The following is a 25,952-nucleotide window of genomic DNA, read 5'->3' on the forward strand; positions in this document are numbered from 1 at the left end:
CCGAGATAGAGTCCCGCCATGAGCGACATCCAGGCCCAGTTCTCCGTTCTGAAGCAGACCGCCGATCCCGACGTCGTGGAGGCCATCGCGCAGCTGATCGCCAACGGTCACGATCGCGACCTCAACCGCATCAACGCGCTGGATTTTGCTGGTCGCACCGGGCTCGACCAGGAGAAGGTCATTTCCGGATTCCTGCACGCCTCGCGGCTCGGCCTGTTCGACATGAGCTGGAACGTGCTGTGTCCCGGCTGCGGCGGCGTGCTGGGTGCGCACGCCACGCTGAAGTCGTTGAAGCATGAAGACTACAATTGCGCGCTCTGCGCCGCCGGATATGAAGCGTCCGTCGACGAGATGGTCGAGGTGGCCTTCACCGTCAGTCCGCGGGTCCGCCGGATCGGTGCGCACGATCCGGACAGCTTGCCGATCTGGGAATATGTTCGGCAGATGTTCTGGAGCTCCGGCGTCGACATCAACGAGGAGTCGTTTTCACGCCTGATCAACGAAGTGACACTCGAAGCGCTCGAATTGCCTGCCGGCGAAAAGGCGATCCTCTCGCTGAACCTGCCGAGCCAGTTCATCATCATCTTCGAGCCAGTCACCCATTCCGCCCATTTCGTCGATGTCCAGGGCGAGCCCACCAGCGAGCGCCAGCAGCTTTCGATCATGTTCAACAGGCTGGAGGCGCCGACGGGCACGACCGTCATGCGCCCCGGACCGCTGCGTCTCACGCTCGAGAACCAGTCGGGCAACCGCGTGTTGCCCTCGGTTTGGATTGCCGCGGGTGCGCTGCACGAGATGATCGGCAAGCGCAAGCCGATCCTGACCGCCAAACGGATGTTGTCCAACCAGACGTTCCGCGACGTCTTCAAGGCCGACAATCTCAATGTCGACCAGCGATTGAAGATCACGTCCCTGACGTTCCTGTTCACCGACCTGAAGGGCTCGACCGCGCTGTATGAGCGGGTCGGCGATCTCAGCGCCTTCGATCTCGTGCGGGCGCATTTTCGTGCGCTGCTGGAAATCATCGCCGCCGAGAAGGGCGCCGTCGTAAAGACCATCGGCGATGCCGTGATGGCGACCTTCGTCAGGCCCGAGCACGCCATCGCCGCGGGACTGCGCATGCGGGCGGCGATGGACGAATTGAACCAACAGCGCGGCGCCAACGATCTCATTCTCAAGATCGGCATTCACGAGGGCCCGTGCCTGGCGGTGATGCTCAACGAGCGACAGGATTATTTCGGCCAGACCGTCAACATTGCCGCCCGCGTGCAGAGCCTGTCGACCGCGCAGGAAATTCACATCACCGGCCCGGTGCTGGAAGCGCCGGCGGTCGCGGAAATACTCCAGCAGCGCGAGATCAAGCCGATCCAGAAGCAGGCCGCCCTGCGCGGCATCGCCGACAAGATCGTGGTGTACGAGATCCCGTGAGTCGATGTCGTCCCTGCGAAAGCAGGGACCCATGCCGCGTGATTTCTGGAATGGGCAGGATGCTGGTTGCTCAAGTCGTCGCCACACTTCGGCCTGTGGTTATGGGTCCCTGCTTTCGCAGGGACGACATCTGAGGGCTTGGCATCGCTCCCGGCCCGATTCCCAGCACCCATATTGCCGAAACGTAATCCGGCGCGCGGAACTGACGCACGTTGCGCCGGTTGGGTTTCCTGCTCATATAATGCTGGTAACGGCCGCGTCCTCGCGGCTGCATCGATTTCGGTAGGACAATATGCTCGACGGCCTGCGCCAATTCATCGCCGATATCGTCTCCCCCCACGACCAGGAGCGCACGTTCGGTGACAGCGACTACCGGCTGGCGGCCACGGCTCTGCTGGTCCACGTAGTCTCTCTGGACGGTCAGCCGACGGCGGCCGAGCAGCGCAAGCTGCACAGCCTGATCGAGAGCCATTTCGGGCTCGATCACGGCACGGCGGATCGTCTGATCGCGGACGCCACCCAGGTCGAGGGCGAGGCGGTGGACCTCTATCACTTCACCAGCGTCATCATGCGCTCGCTCGACGAAGAGGGGCGCAAGCGTATCGTGCGGATGATGTGGGAGCTGGTCTATGCCGACGGCCAGGTCACCGAATTCGAGGACAATGTCGTCTGGCGCGCCTCCGACCTGCTCGGGATTTCCCAGCGCGACCGGATCGAGCTGAAGCACGCGGTGGCCGAGCGCGTCGGCGGTCAGGTGAAGGACGGCGCCGTCGGCGGCTGATCTGTCCCGCCGGCGGATCGCCTGTCAGGCCAGCCACATGACGAAATTTTAATGTAACCCGGCCCACCCGCGCTTTTGCGGATTCGCCTGCAAATACCTGCCCTTCCTGCGTCCCCTGTCGCCCGCACAAGTGGCCATGCCGCCAGCGCCGCTTGCCTGCCGCGCACGGCTTATGCTCTCGTCCGGCCATTGCCGGGCGAAAAACTTCAATTCAAGAGACTTCCATCGTGACTGAGCGGGTAACGTTGATCACCGGTGCTTCGGCGGGCATAGGTGTGGAGCTGGCGCGCGTGTTTGCCGCCAACGGACATCGCCTCGCATTGACGGCGCGGCGCGCGGATCGATTGGAGGCGCTCGCGAGCGAACTCGCCGCCAGGGGCGGCAAGACGCCGATCGTGATCGCCTGTGATCTCGAGGACCCCGCAGCCGGCGAGACGATCGCAGCAGCGCTCGCCGCCGAAGGCGTCGAGCTCGATCATCTCGTCAACAATGCCGGCTTCGGCGTCTTCGGCGATGCCATCGAGCGCGATCGCGGCGAGCAGGTCGGGATCGTCGACGTCAACGTGCGGGCTCTGACGGACCTGTCGCTGCGGTTTGCCGATCAGTTGATCAGGAACAAGGGCGGTCTTCTCAACGTGGGTTCGGTTGCGGGCTTCCTGCCCGGTCCCGGCATGGCCGTTTACTACGCCTCCAAGGCCTATGTGATCTCCTTCACCGAGGCGCTGCGGGCGGAGCTTGCGCCGCGCGGTGTTCGCGTCACGGTGCTTTGCCCGGGCCCCGTTCCCACCGAATTCCAGGCGCGCGCCGGCGTCGGGGCGCAACACGATACGTCGCTTCTCAATGTGTCGGCCGCCGATGTCGCGCAGGAGGCCTATCGCGGCCTGATGGCCAACAAACGGGCAGTGCTGCCCGGTCTCGGCATCAAGATCGTGCCGTTTGCGCTGCGCTTTTTCCCGCGCGGCTTCATCCTGGCCGCCACCAGCCGGTTCCAGAGGCGCAGGCATTAGAAATCCCCGAGCTCCCGTAATGGCCCGGAGCTTGCTTTGGTTTTGATGTGTGCGCGAACTCACATGATGTTAACCACCGCTTAGCTATGCTGGCGGCCTGAACCGATAGCACTCGCAGAGGCCATGTCGTTCCGGACGGACAGGTTTGGTGGCGCAGAATTGGTACCCTTCCGAAAGAGGGCGCCGCGCACTGCCGCCTCCGAAACCCGGTTGCCGGTCCTGATCGTGCTGCATCAGGAATCCTCGACCCCCGGCCGTGTCGGCAACGCGCTGCGCGCACTCGGCCATCGCCTCGACATACGCCGTCCCCGCTTCGGCGATCCGCTGCCCGAGACGCTCGACGAGCATGCCGGCGCCGTGGTGTTCGGCGGCCCGATGAGCGCCAACGATCCCGACGACTACGTCCGCCGTGAGATCGACTGGCTCGAAATTCCGCTCCGCGAACAGCGCCCGTTCCTCGGCATCTGCCTGGGGGCGCAAATGCTTGCGATGCAGCTCGGCGCCCGTGTCGCGCCGCATGCGGAGGCGCTGACCCAGATCGGCTACTATCCAATCCGCCCGACCGCCGCGGGTCACGCGCTCTGCCCGGCCTGGCCGGCGCAGGTCTATCATTGGCATCGCGAAGGCTTCGAGTTGCCTGTCGGCACCCAGTTGCTGGCGGAGGGCGATGATTTTCCGGTGCAGGCGTTCCGCGCCGGCAATGCCTTCGGCGTGCAGTTTCATCCTGACGTGACCTACGCGATGATGCATCGCTGGACCACGCGCGGCTATGACGGCTTCAGCGCGCCCGGCGCGCGGCAGCGGCACCATCACTTTGCGGATCGGGCCGTGTACGATGTCGCGGAGCGCGCCTGGCTCGATCATTTCATCGACGGCTGGCTGGCGCGCCGGCCGGTGCTGGCGCAAGCCGCCGAGTAAGCCGCGCCTTCACGCAGCTCCTTTCACATAGCTCTTGCCCATAGGTCCTTTCACATCGGTCCTTGGCGCAAGACCTTGCCTCATCCCCGGATATGCTAGGCTCGCAGCCAACGAGCGCGCGCGAACGCGCCGGCAGACAAAGGGAGAGCGCCATGACCTATGACCACATTCTCTACGAGGTGAGCGACAAGGTCGCGACCATCACGCTCAACCGGCCCGATCGCATGAACGCGTGGACGCCGATCATGGAGCGCGACGTGCGCCACGCCATGGAGGCATCGAGCGCCGACGACAATGTCCGCGTCATCGTGCTCACCGGCGCCGGCCGCGCCTTCTGCGCCGGTGCCGACATGGATGCGCTGAAGGGGCTCGATCCCGACGACGTCAGGCGCGCAACCAGCCTGCCGCCGTTCGACATGAACCGGCGACCGGACTGGCAGACGCGCTACGGCTTCTATCCGTCGATCAAGAAGCCGGTCATCGCCATGCTCAACGGCGCGACCGCCGGCATCGGCCTCGTCCACGCGCTGTATTGCGACCTGCGCTTTGCCGCCGACAACACGGTGTTCACGACGGCTTTCGCGCGCCGCGGGCTGATCGCCGAGCACGGTATTTCCTGGATGCTGCCGCGCATCGTCGGCCACGCCAATGCGATGGATCTGCTGCTCTCGGCCCGCCGCGTTTCGAGCGAGGAGGCGTTGCGAATCGGGCTCGTCAACCGGCTCTGCTCGCCGGAGAAGCTGCGTGAGGAGACCTATGCCTACGCCCGCGATCTCGCCGAGTTCGTCTCGCCGAGCGCGATGGCCGTGATCAAGCGCCAGCTCTACGAAGTGCCGTTCCAGACCCTCGCTGAAGCGACGATCGAGGCGAATCAGGAGATGATGGTGGCGCTGGCCGGCAGCGATTTCCGGGAGGGCGTGGCGAGCTTCATGGAGAAGCGGCCGCCAAGGTTTACGGGGAAGTAGGGGGGATACGGAGTGAGCCCGGCTTCGCCCTGCGGGCTACGCCGCGGCAGCCTTCGCTACGAACCGGCTTGCCGAGCCGAAGCAGGCGCAGCCTGCGAAGGCTGGTGGAGCCAGGCGGGATCGAACCGCCGACCTCGTCATTGCGAACGACGCGCTCTCCCAGCTGAGCTATGGCCCCTTTGCTGGCCGCTCTGGTAAACGCGGCCGACAACCGGGCGCCATTTAAGTCCCCGGCAAGGTCAAGTCAAGGACGGGTGTAACGGGGTTTTAGCCATTCCGGCACCGACTTCCCTTGTTTGGGCGGGGGGGAACCGATATCTAGCAAAAGGGGTCACTTCCGACCGCAGCCGGCGTTTTCAAAGGCCCGAGTCTTCAAAAGCCAGAGTCCTGAAAAATCATGCGTGCCGTTCTCGACATCGTCATCATCGTGCTCGACCTCTACGTCTGGCTGCTGATCGCCTCGGCGATCCTGTCCTGGCTGATCGCCTTCAACGTCGTGAACACCCGCAACCAGTTCGTGTCGGCGGTGGCGGAGTTCCTGTACCGGATCACAGAGCCGGTGCTGGCACCGATTCGCAATTTCCTGCCCAGTCTCGGCGGCCTCGACATCTCACCGATCATCCTGATCCTGCTCATCATGTTCATCGAGCGGGTGATCCTGTACTACATCTACCCGAACGTGATCTGAGCAGGCTGGAGCGCCTTGGTTGCCAAAGACGCCTCGAGGGAACCCTGGCGCTATTCGGCCGCAGGAATCAGCATCGCGCTGCGGGTGACGCCGCGCGGCGGCCGTGACGACATCGACGGGATCGAGCAACTGGCCGATGGCCGCAGCGTGCTCAAGGTCCGGGTGCGCGCGATCGCCGATGGCGGCGAGGCCAACAAGGCCGTTCTGGTCCTGCTGGCGAAATCGCTCGGCGTCCCCAAGGCCAGCGTGAGGCTCCTGTCCGGAGCCACCTCGCGGCTGAAGCAGATCGCGGTCGATGGCGATCCGGCGCGGCTTGGCGAGGCCCTGCGCCAGCTCGTCCAAGCCAAATCGGCAGGCGCCAAATCGACTGGCGCCAAATCGACAGACTGAGGAACTGACATGACCGCCAAAATCATCGATGGGAAAGTCATCGCCACAGAGCTGCGCGCGCGCGTCGCCGATGAGGTCGCCCGGGTCAAGCGCGAGCACAATCTGGTGCCGGGTCTCGCTGTCGTGCTGGTCGGCAACGACCCCGCCAGCGAGGTCTATGTCCGCTCCAAGCACACCCAGACCCAGGCCGCCGGCATGGCGTCGTTCGAGCACAGGCTGCCGGCCGACGTCTCGCAAGCCGACCTGCTGGCGCTCGTCGCCAAGCTCAACGGCGATCCGGCGGTGCATGGCATTTTGGTGCAGCTGCCGCTGCCCAAGGGCCTGAACACGGAAGCCGTCATCAACGCCATCGACCCCGCGAAAGACGTTGACGGCCTGCATCCGAACAATGCCGGCCGGCTCGCCGGTGGATTCCAGGCACTGTCACCCTGCACGCCGCTCGGCTCGATCATTTTGACCAAGAGCGTGCACGCCTCGCTCGAAGGCATGAACGCCATCGTCATCGGCCGCTCCAACCTCGTTGGTCGTCCTCTGGTGCAATTGCTGTTGAACGAGAACGCCACCGTGACGATTGCGCATTCGCGCTCGCGCGACCTGCCCGGTCTCGTGAAGCAGGCCGATCTTGTCTATGCCGCGGTCGGCAAGGCGGAGATGGTGCGGGGCGATTGGCTGAAGCCGGGCGCGACCGTGATCGATATCGGGATCAACCGGATTCCGAAGGAAGACGGCAAGACGCGCCTCGTCGGAGATGTCGCCTATCAGGAAGCGCTTGGCGTGGCCGGGGCCATCACGCCGGTGCCCGGCGGCGTCGGCCAGATGACGGTGGCGTGCCTGCTGGTGAATACACTGCGCGCAGCGTGCGCGATCGCGGGACTGCCGAAGCCGGCGGTGTAGTTGAACTCTCGTGTCCCGGACGCGGCGCGGCATGAAATGACGCGACGCTGAGCCGGGACCCATGGCGCCACCGTACTGGGCCCCGGCTCAGCAGCGCATCGTTTCACGCTGCGCTGCGTCCGGGGCACAGGATTCTAGCCCTTCTTGTTTTTCTTCTCGCGATCCATGCCTTCGAGGATCAGCTTGTGCGCGTCCTCCGGGCCGCCCCAGCGCAGGATCTTCACCCATTTACCCTTCTCGAGATCCTTGTAGTGCTCGAAGAAGTGCTGGATCTGCTGCAGCGTGATGTCGGGCAGGTCGGAATACGATTTCACCTTGTCGTAGCGCTGCGTCAGCTTCGACGAGGGCACCGCCAAAATCTTCTCGTCGCCGCCGGCCTCGTCTTCCATGAACAGCACGCCGACCGGGCGCACGCTCATGACGGCGCCGGGAATGATGGCGCGGGTGTTGACGATCAGGACGTCGCAGGGATCGCCGTCATCCGACAGGGTGTGCGGGATGAAGCCGTAGTTACCGGGGTAACGCATCGGCGTGTAGAGGAAGCGGTCGACCACCAGCGTGCCGGCTTCCTTGTCCATCTCGTACTTGATCGGTTCACCGCCCACGGGGACTTCGATGAGGACGTTGACTTCCTGAGGGACGTTCTTCCCGATCGAGATCGCATCGATACGCATTCAAGGCTCCGTTGTTGCCGAGGTAAAATCGCGCCCGGCAGCGATTTTGGCGCTGTCATACGCGGGCTTGGCCCGCCGATCCATCGCGTTTTTGTGAAATAATGAATCCCGAAGTCACCGGCTCAAAGGCAGCGGTATCGACGGAAGGTAAAGGCTGCCGATCTGGCTTTCAGCAGCTCAATTGGTCCAGGCGAAGGCAACCTTGTCGAGCGACTTCGGCCCGAACCGTTCCGACGAGCGCGCCACCATGCGGCCACCCAGTGCCCGGTAAAACTCCGTCGCCGGGTCGTTGTCCGAGAGCGCCCACACCACCATGCTCTTCAGCCCGCTCTGCATCAGGTCGCGGCGGGCGGAGGCGAACAGGCGGCGGCCGAAGCCGAGGCCCTGGAATTCGGGGCGCAGGTAAAGTTCGTAGATCTCGCCGTCGAAATGCAGGCTGCGGGCGCGGTTGCGACCGTAATTGGCATAGCCCGCGATCTTGTCGCCGAACACGAGCACGCTGACGCGGCTGCCCTTGCGGATCGCGCTGTCCCACCATTGCGGACCGCGGCGGTTGATGAGCTTTTCCAGCTCGGCGCCGGGAATGATGCCCTGATAGGCGGAGCGCCAGGCTTCGTCATGAGTTGACGCCACCGCAGTTGCATCTGCAGCTTTGGCCGGCCGGACCTCGATCAGGGTTGTGCTCATGGGCGTGATCAAACCAAGTCGCCGCGCCGGCGGCAAGACCTATCGTTAATTATCGGTTAACGTGTGGACTTTGTGCATCAGTCTCTTAACCATGTTGTACCGAAAGAAGACAATACGCCAATTCGAAGGGCACCGGCGTGCCATGCGCCGGTGCAAAACTCCGTTGCGGCAGCGACTGGATGGCGATGACGACGCAGAAAGCCTGCCGATACTGATTCGTTCCGAGTAGTCTCATTGGCGCTGTTCTCGCCTCCGGCAATTCATGCGGCTTCTCAAAACCCTCGCGCTCCTGTCTCTGCTGGCCCTGCTGACCGCACCGCCTCTGTGCGCTCAGGTCACGTTCGGTGCATCGGGCGAGGAAGGCGAACCGTTTCGCCGGCAGGCGTGGCGCGTGCCGTCGCCGGATACCGGCATCGCAGCGCATGCCCTGCTGTTTCGCCCCGCCGGCGCCGGTCCGTTCCGGCTTGCTGTCATCGCGCACGCCTCGACGCAGAACGTGCTGCGTCGTGCGCAAATGCCGCAGCCGGAATACCGCCCGCTCGCCGCCTATCTCGTCGCGCGCGGATTTGCCGTGCTGGTGCCGGAGCGGCTCGGCCATGGTGCGACCGGTGGTCGCTATGTCGAGGACCAGGGTGGATGCGACGAGGCCGACTATGCGCGCTCGGGCCGTGCGACCGCCGAGGAAATCCGGCTCGCGCTCGATCATTTGCGAAAGCAGGATTTCATTCGCAAGGAGGACGCCGTCGTGATCGGCCATTCTGCCGGCGGTTGGGGCGCGCTGGCGCTTGCCGATGCCGATCCGAAAGCGATCGCCGCGATTGCGGTGTTCGCGCCCGGGCGCGGCGGCCATGCCAATGACGAGCCGAACCGGATCTGCGCGCCGCATACGCTTCGTGGCGCTGCGGCGGAATTCGGCAAGGCGGCCCGCATTCCCGTCACCTGGCTCGTCGCAACCAATGACAGCTACTTCGCGCCGGCATTTTCCAAGAGCCTGGCTGATGCGTTTCGCGGCGGTGGCGGCAAGGTGGACTTCCGCATCCTGCCCGCCGTCGGCAGCGAAGGGCATTGGATGATCGAGACCGAGGCCGGCGTCAAAGCCGCAGGCAGCGATCTTGCGCGAGCGCTGAACCAGGCACGGCCAATGGCGACCAAGAAGCCATGACGCCGTATTTCCTGGTCAAATTCCTGCATGTGCTCGGCGCCGTCGTCATTCTCGGCACCGGGACGGGTATTGCGTTCTTCATGCTGATGGCGCATCGCACGAACGACGTGGCGTTCATCGCACGTACTGCATCGGTCGTGGTGATCGCGGACGCGATCTTCACGCTCTCCGCCGTGCTGCTCCAGCCATTGACGGGCGGCTTGTTGATGATGCTGTCGGCAACGCCGATCACGGAGCGCTGGCTGCTCGCCTCGCTCGGGCTCTACGCCGTCGCCGGGCTGTTCTGGATTCCCGTGGTGTTCATGCAGATCGAGATGCGCGATCTCGCGCGCAAGGCCGCCGATCAGCACGCGGCTTTGCCGGAGCGATACTTCATCCTCTTTCGCCGTTGGTTCGCGTTCGGCTTCCCCGGCTTCGGTGCGACGATGTTGATCCTGTGGCTGATGATCGCAAAACCGTTTTGAGAGACGTGATGGCTGAACGAACCATCTTGGTGCTCGGCGCTTCCGGCCTGATCGGCCGCTTCGTCACCGACGATCTCCGCGCACGCGGCTTTCGCGTGGTCGGTGTGGCGCGCAGCCTGTCGCCGGCGCAGAGGACGAACGCGCTGGATATCGAGCTGCCGATCCTCTCTCTCGATGGGGCCGCGCTGACGCGATTGCTCCAGGAGCGCGCCGTCGATGTCGTCGTGAACTGCCTTGGCGTGCTTCAGGACGGTCCCGGCAGCGACACCAACGCCGTGCATCGTGATTTCGTCGCGCGCCTGCTGAAAGCAATCGGCGACACTGGTCGTGCCTCACGCCTGGTGCACATCTCGATCCCCGGAGCCGCGGAGGCCGACCGCACCGCCTTTGCGACGACCAAGCGCGAAGCCGAGCGGCTGATCACGGCCTCCGGCATTCCCTACGCCATTCTGCGGCCCGGCTTCGTCGTCGCGCCGTCCGCCTATGGCGGCAGCGCGATGCTGCGCGCACTCGCGGCCTTTCCGGTCGATCTGCCGGACAAGGAGATGGCGACGCCGTTCCAGCCCGTCGCGGTCGAGGACATCGCCGCGACCATCGCCTGGCTCGCCGCGCGCGATATCGAGGATGACTCGGTGGGGGCGGTGAGCTGGGATCTGATGCAAGCCGAGCCTGTCACCATGAGCGGCCTCATCGAGCATTTCCGGGCCGCGCTCGGCACGGCCGGCTGGCGGCGCATCGCGATGCCGAGCTTCATGCTCGATCTCGGCGCGAAGACCGGTGATCTCGCCAACATGCTCGGCTGGATGCCGCCGATGCGCTCCACGGCCATCGCCGAGCTCCGCCGCGGCGTGACGGGCGATCCGTCGGCGTGGGCTGCCGCCACTGGCATTACCCCGAAGACACTGACTGATGCGATCGGGCGTCATCCCGCGACCATCCAGGACAAATGGTTCGCGCGCCTGTTCCTGATCAAGGCGCTGATCTTCGCGAGCCTGGTCGCATTCTGGCTCGTCTCCGGCTTCATCGCGCTGTTCGTGTCCTACCGCGCCGCCGCCGGCATTTTGACGGCTCACAACTTTCCGCCGGCGCTGGTCGATCCCGTCACGATCGGCACCAGCCTGATGGATATGAGCATCGGCGTCCTCATCGCCTTCCGCCGCACCGCGGCGATCGGGCTCGTTGCAGGGATGGTGGCCTCCCTCGGCTACATGTTCGGGGCGGCGATTCTGACGCCGGACCTCTGGATCGAGCCGCTCGGCGCGCTGGTGAAGACTGGGCCCGCGATCGTGCTGATGCTGGTCGCACTTCTGATGTTGGATAATCGCTGATGCCCAAATGGCCCGATGACGACGTAATCCTGTTCGACGGCGTCTGCATCTTCTGCTCGCGCTGGGTCCGCTTCGTGGCCAAGCGCGATACGGCGAAGCGGTTTCGGTTCACGCCGATCCAGTCGGATTATGGCGCAAAGCTCGCGCGCACCTTCGGGATCGATCCCGATGATCCCGACACCAACGCGGTGGTCCACGGCGGCGAAGTATTCATGAAGTCTGACGCTGCGCTGACCGTGCTGTCGCTGCTTCCCGGCTGGGGCTGGGTGCGTGCGCTATTCGCGGTGCCGAAGCCCCTACGCAATGCCGTCTACAGCCTCGTCGCGCGCAATCGCTATCGCATCTTCGGCAAGTATGACGCGTGCTTTGTGCCGGATGCGGATTTACGGGCCCGGGTGATCGAATAGCGAACCGTCATTGCGAGGAGCAAAGCGACGAAGCAATCCAGAGTGTCTCCGCGGAGGGATTTTGGATTGCTTCGTCGCAAGGGCTCCTCGCAATGACGGAGTTTGCGGTTACAGCTTTCCCAAAGCCCCCAGCACTTCCTTCGCCGCCCGCTCGCCGCTGTCCCTTGCCCCATGCGCCGTCGTGAAGAACTCCGGCGACGTCGCCTCTCCCGCGAAGAACAGCCGCGCATCCACCTGCGCCGCCAGCACGGCGCGATCGCCGGCGTGGCCGGGCAGCGCATGCGAATAGGATCCTCGCGCGAACGGATCGTGCGCCCATCGGGATTCATAAAGCGGCTTCAGCTTGCGGCGGATGTCGTTGCCGAGAAAGCTCGCGATCTCGCTGATGGCGTGCGCGGCAATCGCGCCGTCGCCGGTCTCCTCCAATTCGCGCGCAAAGCTGCCTCCGAAAAAGCCTTCGATGCAGGGCTGGCCGAACGGGCGGATGTGATAGGTGCCCATCTCCGTGCGCATGGTGGCGCCGCGCAGATTACCTTCCTTCGGGTAGGCTTCGGCATCGGCGAGCGCCAGCGTCACCTTGTCGTCGGCGCCGAGCGGCAGGCCGGCTGCCGCGTCGACCTTGGACGGCAGGGGTGGTGAGAAGCGGATTGTCTCGTCAGCGATCAGGTTGGTCGGCACGGTGACGATCACCTTGCCGGCGGTCAGCGTGCCCTGCGATGTCTCGATGCGGATGCGCTTGCCCGAATGGTCGATCAGCGTGACCTCGCAGTTCAGCGCGACCGGGCAGGGCGCGCCATAGGCCGCAACGAGCGCGCCGTAGCCGCGTCGGACGCGCCAGTTGAGCTCGCTGTCCTCATAGGCGTCCCAGTCGAGCGTGGACATGTCCTTGAGTTCGCAGCCGTTGATGTAGGTCGAGACCGCGTCGATCATAAGATTCCAGCGATTGCCCGGCTCGAGACTCAGGCTCGCGGGCTCGTCCTTGCCCGTCTGCGCGGCCTGCCAGAGGCGCTCGTAGAACGCGTCCATCGCGCGCGTGAAATCGTCGCGCTCGCTTTGCGGAAATGCATTGCCATAAGCGCGCTCGCGCCATGGCGGCAGGTCCGTGTTGAGCTCGAAACCGAGCTGTCTTGCGATCGTAACGAAGGAGTTCTTGTCGGCCGAATGCAGCCAGCCGCAGCCGACGTCGAAGGTCACCTCAGGCGAGGCCTGCACGGTCCAGGCGCGGCCGCCGAGCCGATTGCGCGCCTCCAGCACGATCACCGAGAGACCGGAGCCAGCCAGCGCATGCGCTGCGCCAAGGCCGGCTGCACCGGCGCCGATGATCGCGACATCGACGGAGGAGGGCAGGGAAGTCATGGGCGGGCTCTAGCACGTCTGTGAAACGCGCTAAAGGTATCACCAGGGGAAGTGTCATCGCCCGCGCAGGCGGGCGATCCAGTACCCCGAGACGGCAATGATTAAACCGAGAAGCCGCGGCGTACTGGACTCCCCGCCTTCGCGGGGAATGACAGTCGATTGGTGGGCACGCTTGCGCTTTGCCCACCCTACGGCACCGGGGTGCGCGGTGGCCTTACGCCACCGCTTCCTTGGCCTTTTCCGCGCGCTTGCGCTCGTTCGGATCGAGGTGCTTCTTGCGCAGGCGGATCGACTTCGGGGTGATCTCGACGAGCTCGTCGTCCTCGATATAGGCCAGCGCCTTTTCCAGCGTCATGCGGATCGGCGGGGTCAGGCGCACAGCCTCGTCCTTCGAGGTCGTGCGGATGTTGGTGAGCTGCTTGCCCTTGAGAACGTTGATCTCGAGATCGTTGTCGCGGGTGTGCTCGCCGACGATCATGCCGCGATAGACCTTCCAGCCCGGCTCGATCATCATCGGGCCGCGGTCTTCCAGCTTGAACATGGCATAGGCCACCGACTCGCCCTGGTCGTTCGAGATCAGCACGCCGTTGCGGCGGCCCTGGATCGCGCCCTTGTACGGCAGATAGTTGTGGAACAGGCGGTTCATGATCGCCGTGCCCTTGGTATCGGTCATCAGCTCGCCCTGATAGCCGATCAGGCCGCGGGTCGGCGCGTAGAACACCAGGCGCAGGCGGTTGCCGCCGGACGGCTTCATCTCGATCAGCTCGGACTTGCGCTCGCTCATCTTCTGCACGACGACGCCGGAATGCTCCTCGTCGACGTCGATCACGACCTCCTCGATCGGCTCGAGGGTCTGGCCGGTGGCTTCGTCCTTCTGGAACACGACGCGCGGACGCGACACCGAGAGCTCGAAGCCCTCGCGGCGCATCGTCTCGATCAAAATCGCGAGCTGCAATTCGCCGCGGCCGGATACTTCCATCGCGTCCTTGTCCTGGGACTCGACGACGCGCAGCGCGACGTTGCCTTCGGCCTCGCGCAGCAGGCGGTCGCGGATCAGGCGGCTGGTGACCTTGTCGCCCTCGGTGCCGGCGAGCGGCGAGTTGTTGACGATGAACGACATCGACACGGTCGGCGGATCGATCGGCTGAGCCTGGATCGGGGTCTCGACTGTGGGGTCGCAGAAGGTGTCGGCCACGGTGCCCTTGGGCAGTCCGGCGATGGCGACGATGTCGCCGGCCTCGGCGATCTCGACCGGCTGACGCTCAAGGCCACGGAACGCCAGGATCTTGCTGATGCGGCCGGTTTCCACCAGCTTGCCGTCGCGCGACAGCACCTTGACGGATTGGTTCGGCTTCACGGTGCCCGACGAAATGCGGCCGGTGATGATGCGGCCGAGATAGGGGTTGGCCTCGAGAATCGTGCCGAGCAGGCGGAACGGGCCTTCCTCGACCACCGGCGGCGCCACATGCTTGAGCACGAGCTCGAACAGCGGCTTCATGCCGACATCGTGGGAGGCGTCGGGCGAGTTCGCCATCCAGCCGTTCTTGCCCGAGCCGTAGAGAATCGGGAAGTCGAGCTGCTCGTCGGTGGCGTCGAGCGCCGCGAACAGGTCGAACACCTCGTTGACGACTTCGGAGATCCGCGCGTCAGGACGATCGACCTTGTTGATGGCGACGATCGGCTTCAGGCCGAGCTTGAGCGCCTTGCCGACCACGAATTTGGTCTGCGGCATCGGGCCTTCAGCGGCGTCGACCAGCACGATCACGCCGTCGACCATCGACAGGATGCGCTCGACCTCGCCGCCGAAATCGGCGTGGCCGGGGGTGTCGACGATGTTGATCTGGGTGCCTTCCCAGGTCACCGAGGTGCACTTGGCCAGAATGGTGATGCCGCGCTCACGCTCCAGATCGTTGGAGTCCATGGCGCGCTCGGCGACCTTCTGGTTGTCGCGATAGGTGCCGGATTGCTGCAGCAGCTTGTCGACGAGGGTCGTCTTGCCGTGGTCGACGTGGGCGATGATGGCGATGTTGCGAAGGTTCATGAGTGAGCTTCTTTGCGGTCGAACAATGGGTTAAGCGCGATCTCGCCGGTCAGACCGGGACCTCTTCTCGAAACAACGCTGGAAGACTGGAAACGGGGCGCTTTCCGCCCAAAAAGGAAACCCGGCCATATCGACCGGGCACCCTATGCGTTGCGGCGCAATATATGCAAAAACAGCCAAAAAACAATGTGTTCTTTGCCGGTTGGTTGACCGAATTTTGTCCGGGAATCCCCGGGGCTTAGCTGTCGTTCCGAATTGGCGGGGCCTTTCGCCCCCTGATGGCCGCCCAGATCAGGGCGCCGCCGCCTATCCCGACGACCAGACCCAGAAAGACCAGCGGCGCGATGTCGGCATCGACCCGGCCGGTGTCGGATATCGAGATTCCCCCGAACAGGACCGCGCACAGGCCGGGCAGCAGCAGGATGATGCCCGAGATCACCATGAACGCGGTGAGGCACCCGCTGCGTGGCACGGGCGGCGGAGGCGGCGGCAGGGCCGAAGGCGGCTGCTGGTTGTCAGGATTGCTCATGATGGCGGTGGCCCCAATCCCCATTTTCTGATCGCGGCGGAAAGTAACAAGGCAGCGGCGGCGCAGAGCAGGACCAATCCGATCAGCGCTAAACCGGAAGAGTTGCCTCCCACGGCCAGGAAGCACATGCCCGGTAATAGCAGCAACAGTCCGCCGACCACCATGAAAGCCGTTGCGCAACCGCTACGTAGTGGCGGCGCTGTCGGAAAAGCATCCGCATCTGGAAGCGGCGGCTTCGGTGCGGGCGGCGTTGTGCCGTCGTCGCTCACCGCGGCACCTCCTCGCCCGCCTCCACGTCCTGATAGGTCTGCCCGGCCAGCGCGGCGCGGATGCCGTCGATCTTTCCGTTGCGGTAGAACAGATTGTAGGTGTCGAACGGAATGATCGCGCCTGCTTCCGTCACGAAATGGATGCAGCTGCGCTTGACGTTGCCGACGCAGAAATTGAAGCGGTCGAGAAACTGCACGATGGTGACGCGGAAGACGTTCTCGTAAGACAGCCCGTCCGGCACCTGGAAGCTCGGCAGGCAGCACAGCAATTCGCAGACGCGCTCGGAGGTGTTGAGTGGCCCCGACGACAGCGAGAACAGATCGACGAACTTTTCCCGTAGCACCGGATATTTCTCTGGGCTGATGGTGTTGGGCATCACCGCGATCAGTTGCTCCTGCGGGATCAGCGAGGTCAGCGGCAGCACCTTCTCGCCGTTGCGCAGGCCGTAGCCGATCGAGATGCTTTCGGGATTGCAGGGCAGCGGGATCATGTCCTTGTCGCCGAACACGCCGGTCTCGATCACGTGCTTGCGGATCTCCGACAGCATGATGCGGTCGGTCTTCTCGTCGAAATCGTCGTTGCGGCCGGCATCCTGCACCGGCTGCAGCGTGACGCCGCGCACGCACTTCCAGGTGAGGGCATGGCGAACGATGTCGCCGATCTCGGCATCGTTGACGCCGCGCTTGATGGTGGCGACCAGCGTGGTCGACACGCCGAATTGCTCGAGATTCTCCAGCGCCTGCTGGCGAATCCTGCGCAGATCTGCGCCGCGGAGATTGACCAGCGCGTCGCGCTGCAGCGAATCGAACTGGAGATAGACCTCGAGGCCGCGCTTGTTCTCGGCGAGCCGCGCCACGAAATCCTTCTCGCGCGCGATGCGCAGGCCGTTGGTGTTGATCATGACGTGGCGGATCGGGCGGGCGCGCACGGCATCCAGGATCGCGAAGAAATCCGGGTGCAGGGTCGGCTCGCCCCCGGAAATCTGCACCAGATCAGGCTCGCCCTCGCTGGCGACCAGCGCGTCCAACATCTTCTCGATGGTGGCGAGCGGGGTGAATTTTGTTCGCGCCGGCGAGGATTCGGCGAAGCAGACCGGGCAAGTGAGATTGCAGTGTTCGGTGATCTCGATCAGCGCCAGGCAGGAATGCTGCTCGTGATCAGGGCAGAGGCCGCAATCATAGGGGCAGCCGAACTCGGTGCGGTGCTGGAATTGCAGCGGCCGGTCGCCGGGTTTGATGAAATCCTTGCACAGGCGCCAGTAGGCGGCATCCGTCGACACCAGCGTCGACTGGACGCCGTGCTCTTTGCAGCGCTTTTCGTACCAGACCTCGTTGTCCTGGATCTGGATCTTGGTCGGCACGAGCTTCAGGCAGATCTCGCACAGGGATTGGGTCTGGCCCCAGAAGATATAGGGACGCGATCTACGCAACGGCGCATTCATGCAAGTAACTCGCTTTGCAGGCGTCTCGCTTTGGGGGCTGTCGCCAGCATGACGCCGGCGTAGAGCAGAATAGACAGCGACAGCACATGAAACAGGGTGAGCGGGCCGAGCAGTGCGCCGTAGGGCTTGAGGAATTCCCACAGGAAGCGCTGCGCTCCATAATAGGCGAGCGCGAGGTAGAAACCATTGGTGATCGTGAACGCGTTCCGGTTCACGACCGCCAGCACATAGGCAAGCGCGAATACGGCCATCGCCGCGCTCTCATAGAGCTGGACGGGATGGCGCAGAACGCCGTCGCCGAAATCGTGGCCGAAAGGCAGCGTCGTCGGCGTGCCGTAGGTGAAGTCGTCGAGGCCCGCGAAATAGCAGCCGAGCCGGCCGATCGCGATGCCGACGGCCAGCGGCAGCGCGAACCGCGCGCCGGTGCGCAAGGTGATGCCGGCCGTCCATTTGTAGAGCTCGATCGCCACGATGCCGCCGGCCAGCGCGCCCTCGACCGAGCGCGCGATGCCGCTCTGCCCCGACAGCCACAGATTGGCGGAGCCGAACAGATAGGCGCCGAGGCCGGCGCCGAACACCAGCGCGGCGATATAGGGCATCTGGAAGGATTGCGCCGGAAACTGCAGCCGCTGTCGCGACAGCCACCAGACGGCGCCGGCCGCGGCCAGCCATGCCAGGATGTCGAAGACGGTGTGAAGAAAAGCCCCGCTCATGCGGGGCAGAATATAGCACGACCATGTTCAGAAAAGCGCGCTGCGCATTGCCGTGCCCTCTCCCCTTGTGGGAGAGGGCCTCACCGCTCGCAGACAAGGGCTCATTGGGGTGAGGGGTCTCTCTCGGCAGACGAACTCTTGGATAGAACCCCTCATCCGGCGCTTCGCGCCACCTTCTCCCACAGGGGGAGAAGGAAGCAAGAGCCGCTACCCGGCCTCTCGCTCTTCGGTCGGATAGACGCCGCGTAATACTTCCTCGAAGTGCATCTTCACGGCATCGTTGCACAGGCAGGCGCGAAGCTTCAGGCCGTCGCGGTTGAGAACGAGGATCGATCCGCGCCTCGTATCGAGAATCCGTTCGGCCTTGAACGACTGCAGCACGCGGCTCGCATAGCTGCGGCCAACGCCGAGCAGCGTCGCAAGCTGTTCGTGGGTGAGCGGCACGCTGCTCTCGTCGCCGGTTCGCTCCATCGCCGCCAGGATCCATTTGGCGGTTCGCTGCTCGATCGAGTGGATCGCGTTGCAGGCGGTCGACTGGAAGATCTGCGCCAGCATGCAGTCGGCATAGCGGGCGAAGATGTTGCGTAGCGACGCCGAGCGCAGCTTGGCGGCCTCCAGCTTGGCGACGTGAATGCGCGCAAACGGCCCGCCGAACTTGACGCAGATCCGGGTATAGGCCGGCAGGAAACCCTCGCTGACGATGCCGCCCACCGCGCCTTCGCGGCCGACCAGGATGGTTTCGACGTCGCGGCCGTCCTCGTTGGGGACCAGAAATGTCGCGAGCGCCGGTCCGCAGGGGAAATGGACCACCTGGACGTCGTCGCCGGGGCTGTAAAGCAACTGGTTGGCGGCGGCACTTTCGACGGTCACGTGCGGTGCGAGCATGGCGTAATCCGCCTGGCTCAAGCGCCGCAACAAATTGTTGGCCGGCCGGCTTTCGACCTCGTTTGCCTTGCCGATACGCGCATCCATCGTGAACTCCCCCATCCTCCCTCCGACCTTAGCGGGTTCCGTCCTGCTGTTGTGTGTACAAGTGGACAGACTGAGGAACGGCGATGTGGTGGGTTTCGTTCCGGGAACCCTCCGGTGCGCTGCACGCAGGCATCGTGTCGCGGCAGTCCTGATCCGCAAACCCCCACATTGAAGATGTGATCATGGCATCCGCACCACCCGATGGCTCCGGCCGGCCGGCCAACGTCCTGATCGTCGAGGACGACCCGATCATCGCGATCGATTTCGAGGACCGGCTGATCGGCTTCGGGGTGACCAGCGTGCGGTCCGTCGGGTCGGTGGCGCAGGCGCTGGATGCCATCGCGCAACATGCGCCCGACTTCGCCCTGCTCGATGTCGAGCTGATCCGCGAAACGAGCTTTGCGGTGGCCGAGCGGCTGGTGGCGCTGAAGATCCCGTTCGTCTTCGTCACCGGCTATGGGGCCGAGGCGCGCATCCCAGCCGAATTCTCCGGTCAGCCGCGTTTGCAGAAGCCCTGCTCGAGCGACGCGCTGGAGGCGGCGTTGCGTACGGGCGGTGCCTGACGTCTCACTTGCCGGTGCGGATGCAGAGCGCGGCGAGGTCGTTTTCGACGCCGCGGAAATAGGTATGCGGAAGCGGCGGCGGCGATGAGACCTTGCTGGTCGCGGCGCGCCGCGCGAGTGCCGCTTGCTCCGACAATTGCAGGAAGCGCTTCAGCGCGGACGATCTTGATTTCGCGGCGAATTGCTCCAGCGCGTCTTCGGTCGCCTCGATCGGATTGCGATCGAGCAATTCCTTGTTGCCGGTCGCAACCGGCGAGACCGCGCCGAGCTTGATCCCGCTGATCAGGACGTAGCGATCGAAATGCTCGAAGACGAGATCGAGGACCTTGGCCTGTCGCATCGGCTGTTCGATCGCGAGAAACCGTTTGACGTCTGCGTTTCGTTCGAGGCGTTCCCGCTCGGCAGCACCGGGAAACGGATTGGCGGCATTTTGCTGGTCGATGAGAGCGCCCGTGCTTTCGAGCATGCGCGTGCCCCATGAAAGGATGATGTCGCGGCCGCGCGGCTCGAGCTGCTCGGCCGCGAGCCCCTTTTCAGTCAGGCATGCGGGATCGGCGCTCGCGCGCAACGCCTTGCCGAGCTCGGCGGTCAGCGCCTTGCCATAAGGCGATGCAAAGGCCTCGCGCACCAATGTCGCCCTGTCCTGGCTCTGCGCCCATGTGGGGGACGCTGCACTCAGCAGGAGTGCGACGACGATGGTTCGACGGCTGAACAGCACGGATCAACTCGAAAACGGCTCGGACGATATCGGGCCAGCGAAAATGCGCGGCCCTGCAATGGTCGTTCGGGCCGGCCGGATGGTTCATCGCCATCCGCCTCCGTTTGCCTTAGGTACGTTTCGGATCGAGCGTGGTTGACCACAATGCGACGTCGGCGCGGTCGCGCAGGGTCACGGTCATCTGGCCGGAGGCGCCGTCGATCTTGACGTGACCGAAGAACTGCATGCCGGCGGAGGGCGGCAGGTTCTGGTTGTCCTTGCCCGGCGCCTTGACGAAGCGCACTTCTGGACCAAACGTGTTGTCGAGCGCGGCTGGACCGAACGTGCCCGCATGCAGCGGACCCGCGACGAATTCCCAGAACGGCTCGAACTCCTGGAATTGTGCCTTGTTCGGATCGTAATAATGCGCGGCGGCGTAGTGCACGTCCGCCGTCAGCCACACCGTGTTGCTGATCGGTGCCGTCTTGATGAAGCGCAGGATGTCGGCGATCTCGAACTCGCGGCCGCGCGCCGGACCATCGCCTTGCGCGAAGGCTTCCGAACCGCCGGCATCCGCCACGACGAGGCTGAGCGGCATGTCGGAAGCGATCACCTTCCACGTCGCGCGCGAGTTGAGCAGGCCGCGCTTGAGCCAGGCGATCTGGTCCGGGCCGAGGAAATGACTGGCGGGACCATAGGCGGTCTCGAGATTGGGTCCGTTCGGACCGCGATAGCTGCGCTCGTCGAGCATGAACACGTCGAGATGCGGGCCGTAGGGAATCCGGCGATAGACCCGGCCCGGCTCGTCGATGCTTTCGCGCATCGGATACATTTCGTGGAAGGCGCGCGCGCCGCGCGCGGCGAGCAGCGCGATGTCGCGCTCCCGATAGGTCGCCGGCAGCTCCTTGGACGCCGACCAGTTGTTGGTCACCTCGTGGTCGTCCCACTGCACGAAGATCGGCACCTCGGCATTGAAGGCGCGGACATTGTCGTCGGTCAGATTGTATTTGTGCGCGGCGCGAAACTCGTCCAGCGTTTCGGCGACCTTGGCCTTCTCGGGGATGGTGACGTTCTTCCAGATGCTGCCGTCGGCGAGCTTCACCTCAGATGCAATGGGGACGTCCGCGTAGATGGTGTCGCCCGAATGCAGGAAGAAATCCGGCCGGTGCTTGCGCATGGTGGAAAAGCTGACCATGCCGCCGTCGTCGGGGTTGATGCCCCAGCCCTGGCCGGCAACGTCCCCGCCCCAGACGAAGCTGACATCGCGGCGGTCGGCCGGCGCGGTGCGGAAGCGGCCGACGACCGGCTCGCCCTCGATCGCGTTGTGCGAGAGGTCGCGGAAGCGGACCCGGTAGAAGATGTCCTGGCTGCCCGGCAGGTTCTCCAGCAGCATTTTCGCGGTGAAATCGCTTTCGGGGAGCGCTGCAATCGGCGGCAGCGCACGGACATCCCTGAACGTGTCCGTCGTCGCCACCTCGACCAGCATCTGCGCGGGCCGGTCGGTGCGCGCCCACACCATGCCGCCGTCAGCCGTGACGTCGCCCGACTGGACGCCATGCGTGACCGCCGGCCGATCGGCCGCGCGCGACAGATAAGGCATTGCCATCGTGCCAAGCGCGCCGGCGCCGGTGGCGAGGAAGCGGCGGCGGGAGAAGGTGAAGGTCATGGCTGGCTCCGAATCTCGGCTCGCAGAAGGGCCCGTCATTCCGGGGCGCGCGTAGCGCGAGCCCGGAATCCATGTCTCCTCGCGAACGCCGCTCGATGGATTCCGGGTTCGCGCCAAGGGCGCGCCCCGGAATGACGGCGGAAGCTATATTGAGGCAATGTGACGCAGCGATTACGCGCGCCGGTGCTCAGGCGCTGCCCGCGGCCCGGAATTGCGCGCTCGCGCGTTGCAGGTTCTGCGGCAGGCTGAACAGCACCGCCTTGCGGTCGGCGACGGCTGCGTGGAATTGATCCAAGGCGATGTTGAAGGCGGTGAGCGAACCTTCCTCGATCGCGCCGTGATCGAAGCAGCGCAGTGTATCGCGCAGGATCTCGTCGGCCTCGGCCTGCATCTGGTCGAGCTCTTCGGTCGTCTCGCTCTTGCGCGCGGTAGCGATCATGTCCAGCAGCCGCTCGCGCAGATGGCTGTTGTTGTCGCGCTCGTCCTTTTTCAGGTAGCCGGCGAACCAGGCGCCGATCGAGCCCATGGCGGAGAGCGCCATCAGGCTCCACCAGATGTAATCGCTGTACTTGTCGAGGAAGGTCTTTTCTTCGCCGTCGACGAAGGCGGCGGCGCCGGGATGCACCGGGATCACCGCGTCCTTGTCGGTGTCAGGCGTTTCGATCTTCGCCGCGAGCGGGAACTCCGTCACCAATTGCTGGCGCACGGCGAACAGCTGGCGCGTGAACGCCGCGATGGTGGTCTCGGACACGCCTTTGCGTGCCACGATGTGGTGCGAGAAGCTGACAGTCTTGACCTCGTCCTCCGGGCGGGCCGGCGAGCCACCATAGGTGCCGGCGGGAATCTCGGATGCTTCGTAGACCGGATGGTTCTGCGCGATCGCGTCCGCCGAATCGATCGCAATGAAGCTGGGCGCGCCGAAATCCTTGGTGGTGGCGGCGATCGCATCCGCCGTGATCTTGCTGTTGACGGGGCCGGCCGCGAGATAGACGTCGGCCTTCTGGCCCTTGATCGCCTCGGCAACTTCGTTGGCCGGGAACTGCACGATCTCGACCTTGGCGGGATCGACGCCGTATTGCTGCAGGATCACCTTGAGCAGATTGACGTTGGCCTGAGTGCGACCGACCACGCCGACGCGGTGGCCGGCGAGCTGCGAGATCTTGGTGATCTTGGAGCCGCGCTTCTTGCCTTTGCCCGGGACGGACCACAGCACCACGACGTTCTTGCGCAGGGTGGCGACCGCTTGCGCGTTCTTGGGCACGTCGAGGTCGCCGCGCACGATGGCGAGATCGACCTTGCCTTCCGCAAGGGCATCGGCGCTGGCCGTAGCGCCGTCGGTCTGGATTGGCCGCAGCCGGATCTGGCTCTTGTGCTGCGTAAAAGCTTGCGTCAGCGCCTGCACGACCTTGACGTCATCGCTGTTGGCGGGTCCGACCGCGATCTTCAGCGTCACCGGCCGCATCGCGAAGTAATAGCCACCGGCGAGTGCGCCGATGATGGCGAGCACGAATGCAAGCGACACCAATGCCGTCTTCCGCGCCGCGGATCGCGGCGAAGGCGGAGGGGGCGCTTCGGCCAGGTCCAATCCCCCGGTCATCGATCTCCCAAACAGGCGTTTCAGGTTCGGTTTCATCTTGGCCGGCGATTTACGCCCGCAAGTGTAGCAAATTTCTTGTCTGGCGGGGTTACATCTCCGTCATGGTTAGCGGATGACCGAAATCCCGTATGAACCCGGACTGTATGCCGGGTGTTAGGGTAAAGTTCCCCTGAAGGACGGAGAGGACCATGGCAGAACGGCTTTCGGCGGAGGCGCGCGCGCAGGCGCTGGGCGGACTATCGGGCTGGAGTGTCGTTCCGGGCCGGGACGCCATCGCCAAAACCTTTATCTTCAAGGATTTCAACGAGGCGTTCGGTTTCATGAGCCGCGTCGCGCTGGTCGCCGAGAAGATGGATCACCATCCCGAATGGCGCAACGTCTACAAGACGGTGGAGGTGGTGCTGTCGACCCACGACGCCGGCGGCGTCACGGCGCTCGACGTGACGCTGGCCAAGGCGATGAACGCGATCGCTGGCTGAGGCCGGCTGGCGTCTTGCAGGGACCGGTCACATCCCCATCTTGTGATCAGCCGGGATGCGGCGATCCGCCGCCTCGGGGCTGAACGAGGAGTTTATCGAACATGGCTGCCGAACACAGCGTCGGTTTCGAGCCGGCCGATCGGCTCGCGGAAGATCGCGAGAGCGTGCGCCGCCGCTTCTGGCGCAAGCTGAAGCGCGTGGTCGGGCATCTGCCGTTCGCCGAAGACCTGCTGGCTGCCTATTACTGCGCATTCGACCGGCAGACGCCGCGCCACGTCCAGGCCGCGCTGTTAGGGGCGATCGCCTATTTCATCCTGCCGTTCGACTTCGTCGCCGACGTGATGCCGGTGCTCGGCTTCGCCGATGACGCCGCGGTGCTCGCCACCGCCATCCGCATGGTCTCCGGCCACATCACGACAGAGCACCGCGAAGCCGCCCGCGCCGCGCTGAAGCGCGGAGTGGGTGAGGCGGACGTGGAAGCTGAAGCGGCGTAGCCGACGCGACCTCAGCGACGCCCTCCGCCGTCATTCCCCGCGAAGGCGGGGAATCCAGTACGCCGCAGCCCGTCGGCTCATCACAACCGTCTCGGCGTACTGGATCGCCCGGTCAAAGCCGGGCGATGACAGTCGTTGTCGTGCATGCCGCTCCATCCGGGCTACGGATCTCGCAATGACGTCTTCTATTTCTGCGCCCGCGCCTTCTCCGCGTCCCACGCCTGGAATTGCTTGAACAGCGTCTCCTTGTCGGTGTCGGACACTTTCGCAGCCGTGGGGTTCTGCTTGAGAAAGGCTTCGAAGCGCTGGCGCGTCACCGGCTCCACGCCGTGCTTGTCGAGCCATTGCTGCGCCACCGGCAACCTGTTCCAGCCGGACAGGGGCGCCGCGAGCGAGACCTCCTTCCATTTGGGATGGAAGGGCGGGTTCTGCAGCGTCGGGAATTTGGTGAAGAAGGCGTCCACGAACAGCGCGAGCTTGCGATAGCGTTCCGTGTTCGGTGCCCAATTATAGGCCGCGAGGACTGCGGGCACCGCAATCGTGTCCACGCTCTCGCCCTCCTTGATCAGGTTCGGATAGTCCTTCGCGGTCAGCGTCGCCGGCAGATAGTCGCTCTGCAGCGGCTTGGCGTAGTCGACCCGTGCGAGATGGAAGCGGCCGTCATTGCCGAAGGTCGAGACCGATTTGTACGGCTTGCCGCCGACCACGATGACGGCGTCGATCTCCCCGGCCTTCAGCTTCTCCATCGCGATACGCTGCTCGACATAGACGAACTTCGCCTTGATTCCGAGCCGCTCGAACACGGTGAGCGCGGTGACGAAGGTGCCGCCGTTCGGCAGATCCACGCTGACCGTCTTGCCTTCGAGATCCCTCAGCGTTGCGACCGATTTCGGCGCAATCACCTGCATCTCCTCGTTGTACAGCTTCGTCACATAGGTGAACTGCCGCTTGATGTCCTTGGCAAAGCCCTTGCGCTCGAGATAATCGAGCGTGTCGGCGCGCACGATGCCGAGATCGACGCCCTGCAGAAACAGGATGTCGGCGACGCTCTGCACCGAGCCGCGGCCGACGATCGGAAGCACGCGGATCTTGTTGCCGTCGTCGAGCACGGAGGCGAGGTCGGCGCCGAACTGCACATAGGTGCCGCCGATCGTGCCTGTGATCAGCGTGACGGTATTGGCGTTCAGCGCCTGCTTGGTCGAGCTCGAGCCGAACTGGAAGACGGCCTTCAGACTGTCCGAGACTTTTGCCGGATCATATTCGGTCTGCTCGGCGCGTGCGGTGAAGGCGCAGATGGTCATGATGGCGGCAAGCGCCATGCTCAAAGCGTTACGCATGATG

General features: G+C 64.5%; 28 protein-coding genes and 1 tRNA gene. 15 read left to right on the forward strand and 14 right to left on the reverse strand.

Annotation, left to right across the window (positions count from 1 at the left end; all coding sequences use genetic code 11):
* Positions 1–18: 18 nt before the first annotated feature.
* The 5 genes from QRQ56_RS14525 (at position 19) to QRQ56_RS14545 (ending at position 5,099) form a co-directional block, all read left to right on the forward strand.
* Positions 19–1,428 (forward strand): adenylate/guanylate cyclase domain-containing protein, encoded by a 1,410-nt coding sequence (locus QRQ56_RS14525; RefSeq protein ID WP_438740926.1) that lies wholly within the window; start codon positions 19–21, stop codon positions 1,426–1,428.
* Between the two features lie 292 nt (positions 1,429–1,720).
* A complete protein-coding gene (locus QRQ56_RS14530) occupies positions 1,721–2,209 on the forward strand; it encodes a TerB family tellurite resistance protein (RefSeq protein WP_438740928.1) in 489 nt (162 codons plus the stop codon).
* A 227-nt stretch (positions 2,210–2,436) separates the two neighbouring features.
* Positions 2,437–3,216 (forward strand): SDR family NAD(P)-dependent oxidoreductase, encoded by a 780-nt coding sequence (locus tag QRQ56_RS14535; protein WP_438740930.1) that lies wholly within the window; start codon positions 2,437–2,439, stop codon positions 3,214–3,216.
* 123 nt (positions 3,217–3,339) lie between these two features.
* Positions 3,340–4,134, forward strand: coding sequence for a glutamine amidotransferase (locus QRQ56_RS14540; protein ID WP_438740932.1), 795 nt, complete (start codon positions 3,340–3,342; stop codon positions 4,132–4,134).
* Between the two features lie 152 nt (positions 4,135–4,286).
* Entirely contained in the window at positions 4,287–5,099 is an 813-nt protein-coding gene (locus tag QRQ56_RS14545) for an enoyl-CoA hydratase (protein ID WP_438740933.1), read from the forward strand.
* A 102-nt stretch (positions 5,100–5,201) separates the two neighbouring features.
* On the opposite strand, the gene QRQ56_RS14550 is transcribed toward QRQ56_RS14545, so the two are convergent.
* Positions 5,202–5,277 (reverse strand) — tRNA-Ala (locus QRQ56_RS14550).
* A 219-nt stretch (positions 5,278–5,496) separates the two neighbouring features.
* Here QRQ56_RS14550 and QRQ56_RS14555 point away from each other — a divergent pair.
* The 3 genes from QRQ56_RS14555 to QRQ56_RS14565 are packed head-to-tail and all read left to right on the forward strand — an operon-like array spanning position 5,497 to position 7,071.
* Entirely contained in the window at positions 5,497–5,787 is a 291-nt protein-coding gene (locus QRQ56_RS14555) for a YggT family protein (protein ID WP_007598721.1), read from the forward strand.
* Between the two features lie 15 nt (positions 5,788–5,802).
* The gene (locus tag QRQ56_RS14560; protein WP_438740934.1) at positions 5,803–6,177 is read left to right on the forward strand and encodes a DUF167 domain-containing protein; all 375 of its coding nucleotides are present in this window, start codon (positions 5,803–5,805) and stop codon (positions 6,175–6,177) included.
* 9 nt (positions 6,178–6,186) lie between these two features.
* On the forward strand, positions 6,187–7,071 hold the full coding sequence (locus QRQ56_RS14565) for a bifunctional methylenetetrahydrofolate dehydrogenase/methenyltetrahydrofolate cyclohydrolase (protein ID WP_438740936.1): 885 nt from the start codon (positions 6,187–6,189) through the stop codon (positions 7,069–7,071).
* Positions 7,072–7,205: 134 nt separating this feature from the next.
* On the opposite strand, the gene ppa is transcribed toward QRQ56_RS14565, so the two are convergent.
* Together ppa and QRQ56_RS14575 are read right to left on the reverse strand one after the other, a co-directional pair.
* Positions 7,206–7,745 carry an inorganic diphosphatase gene (gene ppa, locus QRQ56_RS14570; protein ID WP_438740938.1) on the reverse strand — a complete coding sequence of 180 codons (540 nt, stop codon included), beginning with the start codon at positions 7,743–7,745 and terminating at the stop codon, positions 7,206–7,208.
* A gap of 177 nt (positions 7,746–7,922) precedes the next feature.
* Complete coding sequence (locus QRQ56_RS14575; protein WP_018318962.1) at positions 7,923–8,432, reverse strand: GNAT family N-acetyltransferase; 510 nt, start codon at positions 8,430–8,432, stop codon at positions 7,923–7,925.
* 262 nt (positions 8,433–8,694) lie between these two features.
* Between QRQ56_RS14575 and QRQ56_RS14580 the strand changes: the two genes are divergently transcribed.
* Genes QRQ56_RS14580 through QRQ56_RS14595 form a run of 4 tightly spaced genes read left to right on the forward strand, consistent with a single transcriptional unit; the run spans position 8,695 to position 11,793 of the window.
* Entirely contained in the window at positions 8,695–9,594 is a 900-nt protein-coding gene (locus QRQ56_RS14580) for an alpha/beta hydrolase family protein (protein WP_438740941.1), read from the forward strand.
* Entirely contained in the window at positions 9,591–10,058 is a 468-nt protein-coding gene (locus QRQ56_RS14585; protein ID WP_438740943.1) for a DUF2269 family protein, read from the forward strand. Before QRQ56_RS14580 ends, QRQ56_RS14585 begins: the two co-directional genes overlap by 4 nt.
* A gap of 8 nt (positions 10,059–10,066) precedes the next feature.
* Positions 10,067–11,386, forward strand: a complete 1,320-nt coding sequence (locus QRQ56_RS14590; protein ID WP_438740945.1) for an SDR family oxidoreductase — start codon at positions 10,067–10,069, stop codon at positions 11,384–11,386.
* A complete protein-coding gene (locus QRQ56_RS14595; protein WP_438740946.1) occupies positions 11,386–11,793 on the forward strand; it encodes a thiol-disulfide oxidoreductase DCC family protein in 408 nt (135 codons plus the stop codon). Before QRQ56_RS14590 ends, QRQ56_RS14595 begins: the two co-directional genes overlap by 1 nt.
* A 108-nt stretch (positions 11,794–11,901) precedes the next feature.
* Here QRQ56_RS14595 and QRQ56_RS14600 read toward each other — a convergent pair whose 3' ends face one another.
* From QRQ56_RS14600 to QRQ56_RS14630, 7 genes are all read right to left on the reverse strand, one after another.
* Positions 11,902–13,149: a flavin monoamine oxidase family protein gene (locus tag QRQ56_RS14600; RefSeq protein WP_438740949.1), complete on the reverse strand. Its 1,248-nt coding sequence runs from the start codon at positions 13,147–13,149 to the stop codon at positions 11,902–11,904.
* 214 nt (positions 13,150–13,363) lie between these two features.
* Entirely contained in the window at positions 13,364–15,190 is a 1,827-nt protein-coding gene (gene typA / locus QRQ56_RS14605) for a translational GTPase TypA (protein WP_438740951.1), read from the reverse strand.
* Positions 15,191–15,428: 238 nt separating this feature from the next.
* On the reverse strand, positions 15,429–15,719 hold the full coding sequence (locus tag QRQ56_RS14610) for a hypothetical protein (RefSeq protein WP_438740953.1): 291 nt from the start codon (positions 15,717–15,719) through the stop codon (positions 15,429–15,431).
* The gene (locus QRQ56_RS14615) at positions 15,716–15,988 is read right to left on the reverse strand and encodes a hypothetical protein (RefSeq protein ID WP_438740955.1); all 273 of its coding nucleotides are present in this window, start codon (positions 15,986–15,988) and stop codon (positions 15,716–15,718) included. The genes QRQ56_RS14610 and QRQ56_RS14615 overlap by 4 nt, the downstream gene beginning before the upstream one ends.
* Positions 15,985–17,430, reverse strand: coding sequence for a radical SAM protein (locus QRQ56_RS14620; protein ID WP_438740958.1), 1,446 nt, complete (start codon positions 17,428–17,430; stop codon positions 15,985–15,987). Before QRQ56_RS14620 ends, QRQ56_RS14615 begins: the two co-directional genes overlap by 4 nt.
* Positions 17,427–18,143, reverse strand: a complete 717-nt coding sequence (locus QRQ56_RS14625) for a prolipoprotein diacylglyceryl transferase family protein (RefSeq protein ID WP_438740959.1) — start codon at positions 18,141–18,143, stop codon at positions 17,427–17,429. Before QRQ56_RS14625 ends, QRQ56_RS14620 begins: the two co-directional genes overlap by 4 nt.
* Positions 18,144–18,350: 207 nt before the next feature.
* Complete coding sequence (locus tag QRQ56_RS14630; RefSeq protein WP_438740961.1) at positions 18,351–19,115, reverse strand: Crp/Fnr family transcriptional regulator; 765 nt, start codon at positions 19,113–19,115, stop codon at positions 18,351–18,353.
* A gap of 182 nt (positions 19,116–19,297) precedes the next feature.
* On the opposite strand from QRQ56_RS14630, the gene QRQ56_RS14635 reads away from it, so the two are divergent.
* Positions 19,298–19,678, forward strand: a complete 381-nt coding sequence (locus QRQ56_RS14635; protein ID WP_438740963.1) for a response regulator — start codon at positions 19,298–19,300, stop codon at positions 19,676–19,678.
* Positions 19,679–19,682: 4 nt separating this feature from the next.
* On the opposite strand, the gene QRQ56_RS14640 is transcribed toward QRQ56_RS14635, so the two are convergent.
* The 3 genes from QRQ56_RS14640 to QRQ56_RS14650 all read right to left on the reverse strand — a co-directional run bounded on the left by QRQ56_RS14640 (position 19,683) and on the right by QRQ56_RS14650 (position 23,674).
* The gene (locus QRQ56_RS14640) at positions 19,683–20,396 is read right to left on the reverse strand and encodes a hypothetical protein (protein ID WP_438740964.1); all 714 of its coding nucleotides are present in this window, start codon (positions 20,394–20,396) and stop codon (positions 19,683–19,685) included.
* A gap of 109 nt (positions 20,397–20,505) precedes the next feature.
* Positions 20,506–22,041: an alkaline phosphatase D family protein gene (locus QRQ56_RS14645; RefSeq protein WP_438740966.1), complete on the reverse strand. Its 1,536-nt coding sequence runs from the start codon at positions 22,039–22,041 to the stop codon at positions 20,506–20,508.
* Positions 22,042–22,228: 187 nt separating this feature from the next.
* Positions 22,229–23,674 carry a TAXI family TRAP transporter solute-binding subunit gene (locus QRQ56_RS14650; protein ID WP_438740968.1) on the reverse strand — a complete coding sequence of 482 codons (1,446 nt, stop codon included), beginning with the start codon at positions 23,672–23,674 and terminating at the stop codon, positions 22,229–22,231.
* Between the two features lie 152 nt (positions 23,675–23,826).
* Here QRQ56_RS14650 and QRQ56_RS14655 point away from each other — a divergent pair, with 152 nt between their 5' ends.
* On the forward strand, positions 23,827–24,117 hold the full coding sequence (locus QRQ56_RS14655; protein WP_438740969.1) for a 4a-hydroxytetrahydrobiopterin dehydratase: 291 nt from the start codon (positions 23,827–23,829) through the stop codon (positions 24,115–24,117).
* A gap of 101 nt (positions 24,118–24,218) precedes the next feature.
* Positions 24,219–24,611 carry a YkvA family protein gene (locus QRQ56_RS14660; RefSeq protein WP_438740972.1) on the forward strand — a complete coding sequence of 131 codons (393 nt, stop codon included), beginning with the start codon at positions 24,219–24,221 and terminating at the stop codon, positions 24,609–24,611.
* A 185-nt stretch (positions 24,612–24,796) separates the two neighbouring features.
* Here the strand turns inward: QRQ56_RS14660 and QRQ56_RS14665 are convergent, their stop codons facing one another.
* Positions 24,797–25,948, reverse strand: a complete 1,152-nt coding sequence (locus tag QRQ56_RS14665; protein WP_438740974.1) for a TAXI family TRAP transporter solute-binding subunit — start codon at positions 25,946–25,948, stop codon at positions 24,797–24,799.
* Positions 25,949–25,952: the final 4 nt, after the last annotated feature.

Source organism: Bradyrhizobium sp. U531 (genome assembly GCF_051710265.1).
Taxonomy (GTDB): domain Bacteria; phylum Pseudomonadota; class Alphaproteobacteria; order Rhizobiales; family Xanthobacteraceae; genus Bradyrhizobium.

Coding starts and splice junctions, on each gene's coding strand:
- QRQ56_RS14525 (WP_438740926.1), top strand. CDS start 19: ATGAGCGACATCCAGGCCCAGTTCTCCGTTCTGAAGCAGACCGCCGAT.
- QRQ56_RS14530 (WP_438740928.1), top strand. CDS start 1,721: ATGCTCGACGGCCTGCGCCAATTCATCGCCGATATCGTCTCCCCCCAC.
- QRQ56_RS14540 (WP_438740932.1), top strand. CDS start 3,340: ATGTCGTTCCGGACGGACAGGTTTGGTGGCGCAGAATTGGTACCCTTC.
- QRQ56_RS14545 (WP_438740933.1), top strand. CDS start 4,287: ATGACCTATGACCACATTCTCTACGAGGTGAGCGACAAGGTCGCGACC.
- QRQ56_RS14555 (WP_007598721.1), top strand. CDS start 5,497: ATGCGTGCCGTTCTCGACATCGTCATCATCGTGCTCGACCTCTACGTC.
- QRQ56_RS14565 (WP_438740936.1), top strand. CDS start 6,187: ATGACCGCCAAAATCATCGATGGGAAAGTCATCGCCACAGAGCTGCGC.
- ppa (WP_438740938.1), bottom strand. CDS start 7,745: ATGCGTATCGATGCGATCTCGATCGGGAAGAACGTCCCTCAGGAAGTC.
- QRQ56_RS14575 (WP_018318962.1), bottom strand. CDS start 8,432: ATGAGCACAACCCTGATCGAGGTCCGGCCGGCCAAAGCTGCAGATGCA.
- QRQ56_RS14580 (WP_438740941.1), top strand. CDS start 8,695: ATGCGGCTTCTCAAAACCCTCGCGCTCCTGTCTCTGCTGGCCCTGCTG.
- QRQ56_RS14585 (WP_438740943.1), top strand. CDS start 9,591: ATGACGCCGTATTTCCTGGTCAAATTCCTGCATGTGCTCGGCGCCGTC.
- QRQ56_RS14590 (WP_438740945.1), top strand. CDS start 10,067: ATGGCTGAACGAACCATCTTGGTGCTCGGCGCTTCCGGCCTGATCGGC.
- QRQ56_RS14595 (WP_438740946.1), top strand. CDS start 11,386: ATGCCCAAATGGCCCGATGACGACGTAATCCTGTTCGACGGCGTCTGC.
- QRQ56_RS14600 (WP_438740949.1), bottom strand. CDS start 13,149: ATGACTTCCCTGCCCTCCTCCGTCGATGTCGCGATCATCGGCGCCGGT.
- typA (WP_438740951.1), bottom strand. CDS start 15,190: ATGAACCTTCGCAACATCGCCATCATCGCCCACGTCGACCACGGCAAG.
- QRQ56_RS14610 (WP_438740953.1), bottom strand. CDS start 15,719: ATGAGCAATCCTGACAACCAGCAGCCGCCTTCGGCCCTGCCGCCGCCT.
- QRQ56_RS14620 (WP_438740958.1), bottom strand. CDS start 17,430: ATGAATGCGCCGTTGCGTAGATCGCGTCCCTATATCTTCTGGGGCCAG.
- QRQ56_RS14625 (WP_438740959.1), bottom strand. CDS start 18,143: ATGAGCGGGGCTTTTCTTCACACCGTCTTCGACATCCTGGCATGGCTG.
- QRQ56_RS14630 (WP_438740961.1), bottom strand. CDS start 19,115: ATGGATGCGCGTATCGGCAAGGCAAACGAGGTCGAAAGCCGGCCGGCC.
- QRQ56_RS14635 (WP_438740963.1), top strand. CDS start 19,298: ATGGCATCCGCACCACCCGATGGCTCCGGCCGGCCGGCCAACGTCCTG.
- QRQ56_RS14645 (WP_438740966.1), bottom strand. CDS start 22,041: ATGACCTTCACCTTCTCCCGCCGCCGCTTCCTCGCCACCGGCGCCGGC.
- QRQ56_RS14650 (WP_438740968.1), bottom strand. CDS start 23,674: ATGAAACCGAACCTGAAACGCCTGTTTGGGAGATCGATGACCGGGGGA.
- QRQ56_RS14655 (WP_438740969.1), top strand. CDS start 23,827: ATGGCAGAACGGCTTTCGGCGGAGGCGCGCGCGCAGGCGCTGGGCGGA.
- QRQ56_RS14660 (WP_438740972.1), top strand. CDS start 24,219: ATGGCTGCCGAACACAGCGTCGGTTTCGAGCCGGCCGATCGGCTCGCG.
- QRQ56_RS14665 (WP_438740974.1), bottom strand. CDS start 25,948: ATGCGTAACGCTTTGAGCATGGCGCTTGCCGCCATCATGACCATCTGC.